We start from the raw sequence: 14,649 nt of genomic DNA on the forward strand, positions 1-14,649 counted from the left end.
AATGGAAAGAAAAAACACTAAAAAAACATTAATTGGTAAAGTAGTTTCGGATAAAAATCAAAAAACTATAATAGTAGCAGTTGATACTTATGTAAAACACCCTTTATATGGTAAGAGATTTAAAGTAACTAAAAGATTTGCAACACACGACGAAAAAGAAGAAGCTTCTTTAGGTGATATTGTAAAAATTAGTGAAACAAGACCTTTTTCTAAAACCAAAACTTTTAGATTAGTTGAAATTCGTGAAAAAGCAAAAGAAGGAGCTAAATAATGGTTCAAGAGCTTTCGAGATTAGTTGTAGCTGATAATTCAGGTGCAAAAGAAGTAGGTTTAATCAGAAACTTAGGTGGTTCTGTTAAAAAATCTTCAAATATAGGTGATGTTATAGTATGTTCAGTTAAAAAAGCTCTTCCAAATGGAATAGTAAAAGAAGGACAAGTTGTTAAAGCGGTTATTGTTCGTTCAACATATGGAATCAAAAGAAAAAATGGTTCACATATTAAATTCGATGATAATGCAGTAGTTATCATTAAAGAAGATGGTTCCCCAAGAGGAACTCGTGTTTTTGGGCCTATAGCTAGAGAAATAAGAGATAAGGGATATTCTAAAATAGTATCACTTGCTCCTGAAGTTTTATAAGAAAGGAATAATTATTAAATATGAAAATTAGAAAAAATGATGAAGTAATAGTTATTTCAGGTTCAAATAAAGGTAAAATAGGACAAGTATTAGAAGTTTATCCAAAAACACAAAAAGTAATAGTAAAAGATGTTAATAAAAAGACAAAACATAATAAACCTTCTCAAACAAAAAACGAAGGATCAATAGAAGTTAAAGAATTCCCAATACATGTTTCTAAAGTAGCTTTATTAGTTAAAAAAGCAACAAAAGATAAACCAGCACAATATTCAAAAATTGGTTATAAATTAATAAACGGAAAAAAAGTGCGTGTTGTCAAAAAAACAGGAAAAACAATATAGAAAGGTAATTTTAAATTCAATATGACATTAAAAGAAAAATATGAAAAAGAAATAAAAAAGAATTTACAAGAAAAATTCAACTATAAGTCAGTGATGCAATTACCAAAAATTGAAAAAATTGTTTTAAATATGACAGCTGGTAAAGAAGTTACTAATTCTAAAGCTATAGAAGAAGTTATGAATGAAATGACATTAATTTCAGGACAAAAACCATATCAAACAGTTGCAAAAAAATCATTAGCTTCATGAAAATTACGTGAAGGTATGCCTATGGGTGCTAAAGTAACATTAAGAAGAGAAAAAATGTGAGACTTTTTAAGTAAACTTATAAATGTTGCTATACCTAGAATTAGAGATTTTAGAGGAGTTAATCCTAAAGCTTTTGATGGAAGAGGAAATTATTCTTTAGGGATAAAAGAAGAAATTATTTTCCCAGAAATTAGTTTTGATAAAATTAGAAAAATTAAGGGATTAGATGTAATTATTGTTACAACTGCAAATACAGACAAAGAAGCAAGGTTTTTATTAGAACAATTAGGAATGCCTTTTGGTAAGGCAGATAAATAGGAGAAAAATGGCAAAGACATCATTAAAAGTAAAAGCAAAAAAACATAAAAAATTTAAAGTTAGAGAATATACTAGATGTGAATTATGTGGTCGTCCACACGCTGTTTTAAGAAAATTTAAAATTTGTCGTATTTGTTTTAGAAAATTAGCACATGAAGGAAAAATTCCTGGTATTAAGAAAGCGAGTTGATAATTATGGCTATAATTACTGATCCAATTGCAGATATGATTGTAAGAATCAAAAATGCATTTATGAGAAAACATAAAATAGTTGAAATCCCACATTCTAATAAAAAACATAAAATTTTAGAAATCATCAAAAGAGAAGGGTACATTCAAAACTTTGAAGTTTCAGGTGAAGGTGTTAATAAGAAACTTGTTGTAGAGTTAAAATATAAAGGAACAACAAGTGCAATTACTGGAATTAAAAGAATATCAAAACCAGGTTTAAAAGTTTATTCTTCAGTTAATGATTTACCTAAAGTATTATCAGGTTACGGTACAGTTATTATTTCTACATCAAAAGGTCTTTTAACAGATAAAGAAGCTAGAAAGGAAAATGTTGGTGGCGAAATCGTTGCTTACATTTGATAATAATGTCTAGAGTTGGTAAAAGAGTATTATTAATACCTTCAGGAACAGAAGTATTGGTAAAACAAAATATAGTAACTGTAAAAGGTAAATTAGGAGAATTAACTAGAACATTTTCTCCTTTAATAGTTATAAAAGTAGAAAATAATCAAGTTACAACAGAAAGAATAAACGAAGAAAAACACACCAAACAATTGCATGGTACAACAAATTCACTACTTTCAGGAATGATACAAGGTGTTAGTGTAGGATTTAGAAAAGAAATCGAAATTAAAGGTGTTGGATATAAAGCTACTTTAAAAGGAAATCAAATAGAGATATTAGCTGGTTATTCACATCCTGTTTTAGTAGATATTCCTTCTACACTTAAAGTAGAAGTTCCTAAACCTGTTTCTATTATCATTTCAGGAAATGATAAACAGCAAGTTGGTCAATTAGCAGCAGTTATAAGAGAAGTTAGAAAACCTAATCCATATTCAGGAAAAGGTATTATGTATAAAAATGAAGTTATTAGACGTAAAGAAGGGAAAAAAGCTTCTAAATAATATTAGAGGTTAGGTATTATAAATGGCTAAAATGTCAAGAAATAAAGCTAGAATTCAAAAACATTATAGAATCAAATCTAAATTAACTTTAGGTACAGCTAATAAACCTCGTTTATCTGTTTTTAAATCACTAACTAATTTTTATGCACAATTAATTGATGACACAAAAGGAGTCACATTAGCTTCTGTTTCTACTTTAAAACATAAAGAATATAGCGGAAATATTAAACTTGCTGAAAGTTTAGGAACTTTAATGGGAAAGAAAATTAAAGAATTAAAAATAGAATCTATTGTTTTTGATCGTTCAGGTTATATTTATCACGGAAGAGTAAAGGCTTTTGCAGAAGCTGTAAGAAAAGAAGGGGTTAAATTTTAATAATGGAAAATACAGAAAACAAAAAAGAAGAAATTAAAAAAGCAGCCCCTACTAAAAAAATAGTGGCTACAAAAGAAAAAGTAGCAGAAATTAAAGAAAACAATAAAGAAAATAATAATCGTCGTAAATTTTCTAAACCAAAAAGAGATTTCAATAAACCTGTAGTAAATGAATTTGAAGAAAAAGTTATTGATATAGCTAGAGTTACTACTGTAGTTAAAGGTGGAAGAAGATTTTCTTTCTCAGCATATGCTGTAGTAGGAAATAAAAAAGGGAAAGTTGGATTTGGACACGGTAAAGCAAATGAAGTGCAAGATGCTATTAAAAAAGCTATAAAAGATGCACAAAATAATTTAATAACAGTTCCAATAGTTGATGAAGCAGCAACTGTTCCGCACGAAATTACTCAAAAATTTTTAGCATCAAAAGTAATGCTAAAACCAGCACCTAAAGGAAAAGGGATAATAGCTTCAGGAACAGTTCGTTCAGTTGTAGAATTAGCAGGATATTCAAATATTTATACAAAAACTTATGGATCAAGAACAAAAGCAAATATAGTTAGAGCTACAATTATTGCTTTACAAAAACTTAGAACAGTTGAAAAAATTGCTGATCTAAGAGATATAAAAGTTGAAGATCTATTAAGTAATAAATAATAACCCAGGAGGAAAGTATGTCATTAAAATTAAATACATTAAAAAGCACTGAGGGTTCAAGAAAAGAAAAACATCGTAAAGGTCGTGGTCATGCAGCTGGTAAAGGAAAACAAGCCGGTAAAGGACAATCAGGACAAAAGAAACGTGGAACTGTAAGACCTGGATTTGAAGGTGGTCAAAATCCATTATTCAGACGTTTACCAAAAATTGGATTTAATAATGTAAATAAAATTGAATATCAAGTTATTTCTTTAGGGAAGTTAGATTCTACATTTAAAGATGGTGAAAAAGTTACAATTGAAAAATTGTATGATAATAGACTAGTTAGAAGAAGAACAATGCCTATTAAATTATTATCTTCAGGACAATTAACTAAAAAGTTGTTTATTGAAGTTAACGCTTCTTCAAAATCTGCTCAAGAAGCAGTTGAAAAATTAGGTGGAAAAATAGAATTGGTTTAAAATATGTTTAATAAATTTAAAAAAGCATTTATAAGAATTGGATTACTTTTTTCTAGAGCTTATTTAAATTTAAAACATAAAATTCAAAAATTTTCCAGAGAAAACATTTTAACTAAAAAAATATTATTTACTTTATGAATTTTGACAATTTTTATAATAGCTACTACAATAACATTACCTGGTGTTAGTGTTAATAGAAGTCAATCAATTGATCCAAATTCATTTTTAGGAATAATAAATATAGTTGGTGGAGGAGGGTTAACAAGTTTTTCTATTGTCGCATTAGGGATCGGTCCTTTTATTACCGCATCCTTAATTATGATGGTAGCACAAACTAAATTATTTCCTCCTATTCATAGATTAAGTCAATCAGGACCGCTAGGTAGGCGTAAAATAAATATAATAACAAGACTTTTAACAGTTGTTATTTCTATTATTCAATCTATAGTTTTAATAAGAACTATATTTGATAATAATGAAAGTATTGGAAGTTTTGTTTATTTAAATAATAATTCAGGTTATTTTAAATATTTTATTTTACCTTGTATACTCATTAGCGGTTCTTTGTTTTCTTTATTTTTAGGAGAACAAATAACCGATAAAGGTGTAGGAAATGGAACATCTTTATTAATTTTTGCAGGTATTGCTAATCAATTACCAAGTAAATTTAGATCTTCTTATGAATACTTTTTAGGTGGATCTGATGCAAATTCCTTCATCAGTAATACTATTTTCTTTGGAATATATATAATTGGATTTTTAATTTTAGTTTATATTATTGCTTATGTTTATTTAGCAGAAAGAAAAATTCCAATTCAACAAACAGGGGCGGGAATGTCTAAAAATATAAAAGATATTTCTGTTTTACCTATTAAAGTAAATCCAGCGGGGGTTATGCCTATAATATTTGCTCTTATAGTTTTATCTTTACCTACATTATTTGTGGGTTTACTAGACCCTTATACTTCTTCTACTAGATATTATGTCGAAAGAAGTTTAAGATTAACAGATCCCATTGGATTTACTTTATTTATAATAATAACTTTCATTTTTTCTATAGGTATGGGTTTACAACAATCTAGAATTGATAAAATTTCTGAAGATTTTGCTAAAAATTCTACTTTTATTCCAGGAGTAAGACCAGGAGAACAAACAGAAGATTATTTAATTTCCATAGTACTTAGATTGTCTATATTTTCCGCTTTTTATCTAGTTTTAATAGGTTCATTGGAACCTGTATTACAAATGATAGGTATGCCTAGAACTATTACATATGGCGGAACTTCCATGATAATTTTAATTACAACGGCTCTAGAAACAATTAGTCAAATTAAAGCAAGAAAACAGTCAGAAAAAATAGCGCAAAAGAGAAAAAAAATAAACAAACTGTTAGAAAGAAAAAATGGAAATACAATAGCTAATAATGAGGATTTATTATGATAAAAAATATCATTTTTTTAGGTGCTCCTGGTGTAGGTAAAGGAACAATAGCATCTTTGTTGTCACAAAAAACAGATTTAATTCATTTATCTACAGGAGAAATTTTTAGAGCAGCTATTAGAAATAAAACCAAATTAGGTTTAGAATTAAAAAACATAGTTGAAAGCGGAAATTATGTACCTGATGAAATCACTAATGCGATTGTAGAGGAAAAAATTAAAGAATTAAACTCTAAAAACATTAATTTTATTTTAGATGGATATCCTAGAACGATAAATCAAGCTAATTTTTTAGACAATTTAGAATCGGCTAATATTTCTAAAGTTATTTTATTAACAGCGCCTAATGAAATAATAATTCAGAGACTTTCAAAAAGACGTTATTGTCCTACTTGTTCTGCAACTTATCACTTAGATTTTAAACCTTCTAAAAAAATAAATTTATGTGAAAATGATGATACTTTATTATTACAAAGAAAAGATGATGAAGAAGAATCAATCGTTAGAAGATTAGAAGTTTATAATTCAGAAACAAAAGTATTAGTAGATTTTTACAAAGAAAAGAAAATTTTAATAGAGATAGAAGCGACACAATCTCCAGAAGAAATAGTTAATTATTTACTGAAACAAAAGTAATTATGAAAAAAAACTTAATAAAAAAAGATTGAGAAATTGAATTAATAAAAAAATCAGCTTCTATATTAGCGGAAGTTAAGCAAATTATTTATGATTCAACGCAAGAAGGTGTTACTCTCTTAGAATTAGATAAATTAGCATATAATGAAATTATAAAAAGAGAAGCAAAACCTGCTTTTTTAGGATACTTAGGATTTCCAAATACAATATGTATTTCCCTAAATCATGAATTAATACACGGAATACCGGATAATAGAATTTTAAAAGATGGCGATCTTATATCAATTGATATGGGTGTAAATTATAAAGGTTATTTTTCAGATTCAGCTTTTTCTAAATCAATAGGAAATTTTAATGAAGAAAACGAAAAATTAATTAAAACTGCAGAAGACGCTTTTCAAGCAGGATTGAAAGCTATTAAACCGGGAGCAAGATTAAACGATATTTCTAAAGCTATTGAAGAATCTATTAGAAAAAATAAATTCTATACTACAAAAGAATTTTGTGGTCATGGTATAGGTAAAAGATTACATGAAGATCCAGATGTTTATAATTGAGATAGTGGCAATAAAGGTATTTTATTAAGAGATAATATGGTTTTATGTATAGAACCGATGATTTTACAAGATAATGATCAAGTTAAAATATTAAATGATGGATGAACGGTTGTACCTAAATTTAATTCAAAAAAAACTTCTCATTTTGAACAAACTGTTATGATAAAAAATGGTAAAGGAATCGTTTTATCTGGAAATTTAAAGAAATAATTATTAAAAAAATAACAATTTAGTATAATTTAAATATTGTTTTTAATAAGACCTGGCATTAGTTTTATCTAATCTGAGTAAGACCAGGTATTTCTTTAAAAGAGTCAATTATTTTAAAGAAATAAAATTAAAAACTAAAGAATTGATAACTAAATACCAACAAAAAGATAAAGAGGTATTTTAAAAAAATGGCAAAAGATGCAATAAAAATGATCGGTAAGGTAACACAAGCACACAACGCATTGGAGTATGAAGTTTTATTAGAAAACAATTTAACTATTCAAGCTCATATTTCTGGAAAAATGAAATTACATCATATTAAAATTATTCCAGGAGATACTGTTGATGTAGAAATTAGTCCTTATGATTTAACTAGAGGACGAATAGTTTATCGTCACAAATAAAGGAGACTTATGAAAGTTAGAGCATCAGTTAAAAAGATGTGTAAAGATTGCAAAATTATTAAAAGAAATGGTATTAATAGAATTATCTGTATTTTACCAAAACATAAACAAAGACAAGGATAGGGAGAATGGCTAGAATTTTAAACGTTGAAATTCCAAATAATAAAAGAGTTGTTATCTCTTTAACTTATATTTTTGGAATTGGGAAATCAAGAGCCCAAGAAATTTTAAGCAAAGCTCAAATTGATGAAAATATTCGTGTTAAAGATTTAAGCGAAGAACAATTATCAAAAATAAGAGATATTGCTTCACAATATACTACTGAAGGTGATTTACGTCGTGAGGTAGCTATTAACATAAAAAGATTAATGGAAATCAAATGTTATAGAGGAATTAGACATAGAAAAGGATTACCAGTTCGTGGGCAAGTAACACAGAAAAATGCTCGTACAAGAAAAGGGCCAAGAAAAACAGTTGCTGGAAAGAAAGGTAAATAAGATATGGCTAGAAAAATTAAAAGAAAAAATATTACTAGCGGAATCGCTCATATTCACTCAACTCATCAAAATACAATTGTAACTTTTTCAGATGAAAAAGGGAATGTAATTGCTTGATCATCATCAGGAGCAATTGGGTATAAAGGAACTAAGAAAAAAACCCCTTATGCAGCCGGTTTAGCAGCTGCAGCTGCTTCAGAAGCCGCTAAAGAGCATGGTATTAAAGAAGTAAAAGTAGAAATTAAAGGTTTAGGTCCTGGAAAAGATGCTGCTAGAAAACAAATAGAAGTTTCAGGTATTACAGTAACAGAAATTAAAGATGTTACACCTATTCCACATAATGGTACAAGACCTCCAAGAAAAGTAATAAAAAGAGAAACAAAAAGATAGGGAGGTTTTTTAGTTTATGCAAAAAATAGCAAAAGTAAACTACAAAGAAGAAAAAGAAAATAAACATTCTGATTATTTTACTTCTTTTGTTTTAGAACCACTAGAAAGAGGTTTTGCTAATACTTTAGGAACTGCATTAAGAAGAACTATTTTATCTTCTGTTTCTTCTGTTGCTCCATTTGCTGTTAAGATCGAAAATGTAGATCATGAATTTATGGCATTGGAAAATGTTGAAGAAGATGTGGTTATTATTTTAAATAATTTAAAGAAAATAAAATTTATTTATAACCCAGAAGTATTTGTTGATAATGAACCTATAAAAGTAAGTTTTGATAGTGAAAAATTTGAAGGAACTCATATAACAGCGAATGACATTAAATACCCTGCGGGGGTTGTGATTGTCAATCCTGATCAACATATTGCTACTATTTCCAAAAAAAATGCATTAAAATTTGAAATGTTTTTAACTTCAGGTAGAGGGTTTGTTTCATTTGAAGATAATAAAAAAATAATCGCAGAAAAAGGAACTGAATTAGAAAGTTCATTAAAATCAGGAATAATATTAGCTGTTGATTCAGATTTTTCACCTGTTTTAAATGTTAATTTTAAGGTAGATGAATTAAATTCCGCATCTAACATTATTCAAGAAAGATTAGAATTTAATGTTAAGACAGATGGAACTGTAGAAGCTAAAGACGCAATAGCAGAAGCGGCTAAAATTTTAATTGCACATTTAAAAATAGTTTCTAATACTGAAAATCTTGAAATTAATGAAAAAGATTATTTTGAAGAGGAAAAAATTAAAGAAGAAACTCCGAAAGATAAATCTATTGACATTAACGATTTAAACTTAACTGTTAGATCATTAAATGCGTTAAGAAGAGCTGGATTTAAAACGGTATCTGATTTAGAAAAAATCGATGAAGAAGAATTAAGTAATGTTAAAAACTTAGGTAAAAAATCAGTTCAAGAAATAATCCAAAAGTTACAAGAACGTGGAATTTCACTTAAGAAAGGAGAATAAAAATGGCTAATCCAACACAATTATTTAGACGTAATTCTACATGAAGAAAACATGTTTTACGTTCTTTATCTACAGACGTTATAGTACACGGAAGAATTACTACAACTGAAGCAAGAGCAAAAGAATTAAGAAAACATGTTGATAAATTAATCACAAGAGCTAAAACTAATACTTTAGCTTCACGTCGTTTAGCAGCGTCTTTTTTAAGAGATGTAAAAACAAAAGATGGTAAAAGCGCATTATCATATTTATTTGATGTTGTGGGTCCAAAATATAAAGATCGTAATGGTGGATACACAAGAATAATAAAATTACCTGCTAGATTAGGTGATAATTCAAAAATGGCTATTATTGAATTAGTATAATTTTAAAGCAATCTAAAAAAGATTGTTTTTTTATTATTTTTAAAAGAAACAAACAAAAAATTTGTTTTTTATTTAAAAAGTAATATAATTTAAAAGCATATTTAATATACCTGTTACATTATTAAAGTTAAGATATAAATTTAAGGAAGGTAAAATGAGACAAACTACTATAGTTAAGCATCTAGAAACAAATAAAAAATGATATGTTATAGATGCTGAAGGACAAGTGTTGGGGCGTTTAGCAGTATTAGCTGCATCTTATTTAAGAGGAAAAAATAAACCAACTTTTACACCAAATGTTGATATGGGTGATAATATCATTGTTATAAATGCTGAAAAAGTTTTATTAACAGCGAATAAAGAAGAAAACAAAATCTATTATTCTCACTCTGGATATCCTGGAGGATTAAAATCAATAAAAGCTAAAGATTTAAGAGCTAAAAAACCAGTTGCTTTAGTAGAAAAAGCAATTAGAGGAATGTTACCTCATACAAAATTAGGAAATAGACAAAGAGTAAATTTATTTGTTTATGCAGGTCCTGAGCACAAACATGAAGCACAAAAACCAATGAAATTAGAGGTTAAATAATGTCAAAATTACAAAATCAAAAAATTATCACTGGAACACATTACCGTGGTTTAGGGAGAAGAAAATCTTCAACAGCTAGAGTTATTATTAAACCAGGACAAGGAAAATTTATTATTAATAAAAGAGAAGCAAAAGATTATTTAATGTCAGATTTATTAATCAAAGATGCTCTACAACCTTTAGGTATTACAGAAACTACAGGAACATGAGATATTTTTGTTAACGCTTCTGGAGGTGGACTTTCAGGACAAGCCGGAGCAATTAGATTAGGAATAGCAAGAGCTTTATTAAATGCTTCAAAAGATTATAGACCAAACTTAAAAGAAACAGGAATGTTAACTAGAGATGCTAGAGCTAAAGAACGTAAAAAATACGGACTTAGAAAAGCTCGTAGAGCAAGACAGTTTTCAAAACGTTAATAGACTTTTATGATATAATACTAATACAAGTTTTCTTGTATTATAATGGGAGCGTAGCTCAGCCGGTTAGAGCACACGACTGATAATCGTGAGGTCGATGGTTCGATTCCATTCGTTCCCACCATTTCATTAATAATGACCTCATTAAAAAGATGCTATAAGCATCTTTTCCCTGAATGCAAAATCAAGTGCACCACTATAATGTAAAATTAAAAAGTGGTTGCACTTGATTTTTTAAATAAAAAAACTACTTCATAAAAATTTAAGACAACATACTTTTTATTGAAAGGATCATATGAATTATAATACAACAAAGCATTATTCGCATTTAAATGCTGAAAAAGATTTTTAATAGAGAAATTGTTTTATAAAAATATTCAATTAGACAAATTGCTAATTTTCTTAATGTCAATCACTCAACAGTGTCAAGAGAATTAAAAAGAAATTCAAATTTTTACGGATTTTATGATCATTTAATAGCAAATGAAAAAGCCAAAATAAGACATAAACATAAAAGATTGTTTTTCTTTTCTCAAATGGATGATTATAAAGAATTTAGCAAACTTATTAAAGATAATTTTAACAAAGCAACATGCGGAATAAAAATGACTTACAACTTAATAAAAGAAGGTATTAAAAATATTAAAATCCCTTCGCTAAGGACTGTTTTTAATTGGATTAATACAGGAAAATGAGTATTAACTAATAAAGATAGATTAAGAAAGCACTATACAAAAGGCGGAAAAAGAAAAAATAACGTTATTGAAAGACTTGTGCAGTCAAATTATGTATTTCCTATTTGAGCTAGACCAAAACATATTGATTTAAGAGAAACATTTGGGCATTGAGAGGGTGATTTAGTTATAGGTAAAAAATCCGCAGGGCATTCTAGTCTTTTAACTTTAGTGGAAAGAAAAAGTAGGTTGGGAATAATTGTGAAAGTATCAAGTAAAAATCCTTTTTACATTAATAAAGTGCTTTATGAAAGAATAAATACACTAGAATTACCTGTTGAAAGTATTACTTTTGATAATGGAATTGAATTTAATGCGGTTGGAATATTAGCAAAAAATTAGGAATTAAAATTTATAAAGCCGATAAATACGCTTCTTTTCAAAGAGGAACTAATGAAAATTTTAACGGACTTATAAGAAGAGTTTATAAAAAGGGACTGATTTTAATAAAGTCTCTCGAGAGGAAATATTAAATCTTGAAAAAGAATAAATTTTATGAATAGAGACATACTAGAAGGAAAATGCGCTTTTGACATATATGAAGAAGAAATAGAAAGATTAAATAAATATTAATTAAAACTATTAAAAATTACAAGATTATTACAAGAAAATAATGAAAGGGTCGAAAAATTTTGCCCCATAATTTTTATTAACTTCATTAATAAAAAACCGCTTTACAAGCGGAATTAAAAGAAGGGGGATATCCCCCTTCACCCCCTTAATAGTAAATAGGGGGTATAAAATATTGTAAATTGTAGTACAATGTTTTTATAATAAAAACTACTGGTGCACTTCAATTTGCATTTTAGGAAAAGATGCTATAAGCATCTTTTTATTTGTTTTTTTAAAAAAAATATATATAATATTATAGCAATAGATAAAAGTTGCAGAAAGTAGATTCACTTCTCACCTTATGGTTATTCCATGGGTATGCTACAATTATTATAATTTTTTATATAAAATGTTTTAATTTGTAATTTTGAGAAAGTGGATTAAACCACTTTATTTTTTATTTTAAAGGAGTAGTTATTAGTAAATTAAATAACAACATTGGGAATAAAAGAAAACCACAACAAGAACATTTGGTTAATGAAAATATTCCTTTTTCAAAAATATTTGTAATCGGTTCTAATAATGAACAATTAGGTGTATTATCTAAAATAGAAGCAATAGAAAGAGCTAAAGAAGAAAAAATGGATTTAGTTATTATTTCTATAGATAATTCTGGTGAAAAACCAAAGCCAATTGGAAGAATAATGGACTATGGTAAATTCAAATATGAAAGAAAGAAAAAACAAAAGGAAGTAAAAGAAAAACAAACTTTTGTAAATAATCGAGAAATAAGATTAACACCAGGTATTAATATTAAAGATATAGAAACTAAAGCGAGAAAAGCTAGAGAATTTTTATTAGATGGTGATAGAATAAAAATTTCCTTGAAATTTAGAGGTCGTGAAGCTACAAGACCTGAATTAGGAAAAGTAGTTATTAATAAATTCTATGAGTATATAGAAGATATTGCTAAAATAACAAAAGATAGTCAACAAAATGATAGATTTTTAGATATGTATGTTGAAAGAGATAAGAAAAAATTACCTCATTTAACAAGTTCTAAAAAAGAAAAAGAATTAAAAAAAGAAATGAAAGGTGGACTAGAAAATGCCAAAGATGAAAACTAAATCTGCTTTAAAAAAGAGATTAAAAGTTACAGGTAGTGGAAAGGTTAAAAGAGGTCAAGCATATAGATCTCACTTAGCTCAAAATAAAACAACAAAACAAAAAAGACATGCAAGAAAAGCAACATTGGTTTCTGCATCAGATTTAAAAAGAATTAAAGGTTTATTTTAATAGAAAGAGGTATCTATAATGAGAGTTAAAGGTGGAACAGTTACAAGAAAAAGAAGAAAAAAATGATTAAAACTTGCTAAAGGATACTGAGGTCATAAATCAATCGGTTATAAAGTTGCTAAACAAGCTGTTGTTAAATCTTGAACATATGCTTTTAGAGACAGAAAACAAGTAAAAAGAGATTTTAGAAAATTATGAATAGCAAGAATTAATGCAGCATCTAGACCTTTAGGGATTACATATTCACAATTAATTAACGGATTAAAAAAGGCGAATATTGAAGTAAATAGAAAAATGCTTTCTGAACTAGCTATTCATCACAATAAAGTTTTTGAAGCAATTATTAAACAAGCTAAATCAGCATTAAAATAAGGAGGAAAAAATGGCAAGAAGAGATGCTATTACTGGAAAAGGTCCTATGACAGGAAATAAAAGATCTCATGCATTAAATGCTACTAAGAGAACTTTTAGATTAAATTTACAAAAAATTAAATTAATGAACGAAAAAGGACAAATTATAACTGTAAAAGTAAGCGCTAAAACAGCAAGAACTTTACGTAAACAAGGTCAATCAAATTAATAAAAAAACACAACAAATTTGTTGTGTTTTTATTTTTCTTCTTTATTATCTTCGATTTTTTCTCTTGTTTTATTAAATTCTCCCTTTATATGACAAGATCTACATCTTGCTTCATACTCTTCGGTGTCACCTAATAATTTAATACTTTTATTATTTATTTTTCTAAAACTTGTTGTAGCAGCATTTTTACATTTAACACAAACAGCATGCAATTTAGTAACGTTTTCAGCCATAGATAATAAAGAGGGAACAATTCCAAATGGTCTTCTAAGATAATCTGTATCTAAACCACTTACTATAACCCTTACACCATCATCAGCTAATTCGCAAATCAAGTTTAACACTTCTTTATTAAAAAAATGAACTTCATCTATAGCAATAGCTTTATAATTCTTTTTAGAAAACAATTCTTTTATTTCTTCGGCATTATTAGCGTTATGAGTAGATATTTTAGCACCAGATCTAGAAATTATTTCATCATCTGAAAATCTATTGTCAAAAGCCGGTTTAATCACAAGTGTTTTAATATTTGCGTATTCTAAAATTCTTATTCTTTTTAATAATTCTTCGCTTTTTCCAGAAAACATAGGACCTGTAATTACTTCAATCATTCCATCAGAAAATTTTTTATACATTTTTCTCCTTAAATCAATACTTTAAAATAAAGTAATAATATTATAAACATATTTGAAAAATAAAATATTATTTTTGAGTGATAAATCATTTTAAATCTATTTTTTTAAAATTTGGTAAAATTTTTATATTAATATCTATTAATATA

27 protein-coding genes and 1 tRNA gene are annotated in these 14,649 nt (G+C 27.2%); 27 read left to right on the forward strand and 1 reads right to left on the reverse strand.

The window, feature by feature from the left end:
* Window position 1 precedes the first annotated feature (1 nt).
* The 27 genes from rpsQ (at window position 2) to rpmB (ending at window position 13,868) form a co-directional block, all read left to right on the forward strand.
* Window positions 2-271: a 30S ribosomal protein S17 gene (gene rpsQ, locus NX772_RS00500; protein ID WP_027123499.1), complete on the forward strand. Its 270-nt coding sequence runs from the start codon at window positions 2-4 to the stop codon at window positions 269-271.
* Complete coding sequence (gene rplN, locus NX772_RS00505; RefSeq protein ID WP_027123500.1) at window positions 271-639, forward strand: 50S ribosomal protein L14; 369 nt, start codon at window positions 271-273, stop codon at window positions 637-639. The genes rpsQ and rplN overlap by 1 nt, the downstream gene beginning before the upstream one ends.
* A gap of 20 nt (window positions 640-659) precedes the next feature.
* Window positions 660-980 carry a 50S ribosomal protein L24 gene (rplX, locus tag NX772_RS00510; protein ID WP_027123501.1) on the forward strand — a complete coding sequence of 107 codons (321 nt, stop codon included), beginning with the start codon at window positions 660-662 and terminating at the stop codon, window positions 978-980.
* 21 nt (window positions 981-1,001) lie between these two features.
* Window positions 1,002-1,547 carry a 50S ribosomal protein L5 gene (rplE, locus tag NX772_RS00515; protein WP_027123502.1) on the forward strand — a complete coding sequence of 182 codons (546 nt, stop codon included), beginning with the start codon at window positions 1,002-1,004 and terminating at the stop codon, window positions 1,545-1,547.
* Window positions 1,548-1,554: 7 nt separating this feature from the next.
* The gene (locus NX772_RS00520; protein WP_027123503.1) at window positions 1,555-1,740 is read left to right on the forward strand and encodes a type Z 30S ribosomal protein S14; all 186 of its coding nucleotides are present in this window, start codon (window positions 1,555-1,557) and stop codon (window positions 1,738-1,740) included.
* A 2-nt stretch (window positions 1,741-1,742) separates the two neighbouring features.
* Window positions 1,743-2,141, forward strand: a complete 399-nt coding sequence (rpsH, locus tag NX772_RS00525; RefSeq protein ID WP_027123504.1) for a 30S ribosomal protein S8 — start codon at window positions 1,743-1,745, stop codon at window positions 2,139-2,141.
* Window positions 2,142-2,143: 2 nt separating this feature from the next.
* The gene (gene rplF / locus NX772_RS00530) at window positions 2,144-2,683 is read left to right on the forward strand and encodes a 50S ribosomal protein L6 (RefSeq protein ID WP_027123505.1); all 540 of its coding nucleotides are present in this window, start codon (window positions 2,144-2,146) and stop codon (window positions 2,681-2,683) included.
* 22 nt (window positions 2,684-2,705) lie between these two features.
* The gene (gene rplR / locus NX772_RS00535) at window positions 2,706-3,059 is read left to right on the forward strand and encodes a 50S ribosomal protein L18 (protein ID WP_027123506.1); all 354 of its coding nucleotides are present in this window, start codon (window positions 2,706-2,708) and stop codon (window positions 3,057-3,059) included.
* Between the two features lie 2 nt (window positions 3,060-3,061).
* Entirely contained in the window at window positions 3,062-3,715 is a 654-nt protein-coding gene (gene rpsE / locus NX772_RS00540; RefSeq protein ID WP_027123507.1) for a 30S ribosomal protein S5, read from the forward strand.
* Window positions 3,716-3,732: 17 nt separating this feature from the next.
* Window positions 3,733-4,176 carry a 50S ribosomal protein L15 gene (gene rplO, locus NX772_RS00545; protein WP_084477577.1) on the forward strand — a complete coding sequence of 148 codons (444 nt, stop codon included), beginning with the start codon at window positions 3,733-3,735 and terminating at the stop codon, window positions 4,174-4,176.
* Window positions 4,177-4,179: 3 nt separating this feature from the next.
* Window positions 4,180-5,619, forward strand: a complete 1,440-nt coding sequence (secY, locus tag NX772_RS00550; RefSeq protein WP_051542195.1) for a preprotein translocase subunit SecY — start codon at window positions 4,180-4,182, stop codon at window positions 5,617-5,619.
* The gene (locus NX772_RS00555; RefSeq protein WP_027123510.1) at window positions 5,613-6,251 is read left to right on the forward strand and encodes an adenylate kinase family protein; all 639 of its coding nucleotides are present in this window, start codon (window positions 5,613-5,615) and stop codon (window positions 6,249-6,251) included. The genes secY and NX772_RS00555 overlap by 7 nt, the downstream gene beginning before the upstream one ends.
* Window positions 6,252-6,253: 2 nt before the next feature.
* Window positions 6,254-7,018: a type I methionyl aminopeptidase gene (gene map, locus NX772_RS00560; RefSeq protein WP_027123511.1), complete on the forward strand. Its 765-nt coding sequence runs from the start codon at window positions 6,254-6,256 to the stop codon at window positions 7,016-7,018.
* A 188-nt stretch (window positions 7,019-7,206) separates the two neighbouring features.
* A complete protein-coding gene (gene infA, locus NX772_RS00565; protein ID WP_027123512.1) occupies window positions 7,207-7,422 on the forward strand; it encodes a translation initiation factor IF-1 in 216 nt (71 codons plus the stop codon).
* 9 nt (window positions 7,423-7,431) lie between these two features.
* Window positions 7,432-7,545 carry a 50S ribosomal protein L36 gene (rpmJ, locus tag NX772_RS00570; protein ID WP_027123513.1) on the forward strand — a complete coding sequence of 38 codons (114 nt, stop codon included), beginning with the start codon at window positions 7,432-7,434 and terminating at the stop codon, window positions 7,543-7,545.
* Between the two features lie 5 nt (window positions 7,546-7,550).
* Window positions 7,551-7,919, forward strand: a complete 369-nt coding sequence (gene rpsM, locus NX772_RS00575) for a 30S ribosomal protein S13 (RefSeq protein WP_027123514.1) — start codon at window positions 7,551-7,553, stop codon at window positions 7,917-7,919.
* A 3-nt stretch (window positions 7,920-7,922) separates the two neighbouring features.
* On the forward strand, window positions 7,923-8,309 hold the full coding sequence (gene rpsK, locus NX772_RS00580; RefSeq protein WP_027123515.1) for a 30S ribosomal protein S11: 387 nt from the start codon (window positions 7,923-7,925) through the stop codon (window positions 8,307-8,309).
* Between the two features lie 16 nt (window positions 8,310-8,325).
* The gene (locus NX772_RS00585) at window positions 8,326-9,333 is read left to right on the forward strand and encodes a DNA-directed RNA polymerase subunit alpha (RefSeq protein ID WP_027123516.1); all 1,008 of its coding nucleotides are present in this window, start codon (window positions 8,326-8,328) and stop codon (window positions 9,331-9,333) included.
* 2 nt (window positions 9,334-9,335) lie between these two features.
* On the forward strand, window positions 9,336-9,698 hold the full coding sequence (gene rplQ / locus NX772_RS00590; RefSeq protein ID WP_027123517.1) for a 50S ribosomal protein L17: 363 nt from the start codon (window positions 9,336-9,338) through the stop codon (window positions 9,696-9,698).
* 154 nt (window positions 9,699-9,852) lie between these two features.
* The gene (rplM, locus tag NX772_RS00595; RefSeq protein ID WP_027123518.1) at window positions 9,853-10,287 is read left to right on the forward strand and encodes a 50S ribosomal protein L13; all 435 of its coding nucleotides are present in this window, start codon (window positions 9,853-9,855) and stop codon (window positions 10,285-10,287) included.
* Window positions 10,287-10,706, forward strand: coding sequence for a 30S ribosomal protein S9 (gene rpsI, locus NX772_RS00600; RefSeq protein WP_036450272.1), 420 nt, complete (start codon window positions 10,287-10,289; stop codon window positions 10,704-10,706). Before rplM ends, rpsI begins: the two co-directional genes overlap by 1 nt.
* 47 nt (window positions 10,707-10,753) lie before the next feature.
* Window positions 10,754-10,830 (forward strand) — tRNA-Ile (locus NX772_RS00605).
* A 298-nt stretch (window positions 10,831-11,128) separates the two neighbouring features.
* Entirely contained in the window at window positions 11,129-11,782 is a 654-nt protein-coding gene (locus NX772_RS00610; RefSeq protein WP_465223503.1) for an IS30 family transposase, read from the forward strand.
* Between the two features lie 740 nt (window positions 11,783-12,522).
* Complete coding sequence (infC, locus tag NX772_RS00615; RefSeq protein ID WP_027123183.1) at window positions 12,523-13,119, forward strand: translation initiation factor IF-3; 597 nt, start codon at window positions 12,523-12,525, stop codon at window positions 13,117-13,119.
* Window positions 13,100-13,288, forward strand: a complete 189-nt coding sequence (gene rpmI / locus NX772_RS00620) for a 50S ribosomal protein L35 (protein ID WP_027123182.1) — start codon at window positions 13,100-13,102, stop codon at window positions 13,286-13,288. The genes infC and rpmI overlap by 20 nt, the downstream gene beginning before the upstream one ends.
* Window positions 13,289-13,306: 18 nt before the next feature.
* Window positions 13,307-13,660 carry a 50S ribosomal protein L20 gene (gene rplT, locus NX772_RS00625; protein ID WP_027123181.1) on the forward strand — a complete coding sequence of 118 codons (354 nt, stop codon included), beginning with the start codon at window positions 13,307-13,309 and terminating at the stop codon, window positions 13,658-13,660.
* 10 nt (window positions 13,661-13,670) lie between these two features.
* On the forward strand, window positions 13,671-13,868 hold the full coding sequence (gene rpmB, locus NX772_RS00630; protein ID WP_027123180.1) for a 50S ribosomal protein L28: 198 nt from the start codon (window positions 13,671-13,673) through the stop codon (window positions 13,866-13,868).
* Between the two features lie 29 nt (window positions 13,869-13,897).
* On the opposite strand, the gene NX772_RS00635 is transcribed toward rpmB, so the two are convergent.
* Window positions 13,898-14,503, reverse strand: coding sequence for a thymidine kinase (locus NX772_RS00635; protein ID WP_027123179.1), 606 nt, complete (start codon window positions 14,501-14,503; stop codon window positions 13,898-13,900).
* Window positions 14,504-14,649: the final 146 nt, after the last annotated feature.

The organism is Mesomycoplasma molare, from assembly GCF_024918955.1.
Taxonomy (GTDB): Bacteria; Bacillota_I; Bacilli_A; order Mycoplasmatales; family Metamycoplasmataceae; genus Mesomycoplasma_A; species Mesomycoplasma_A molare.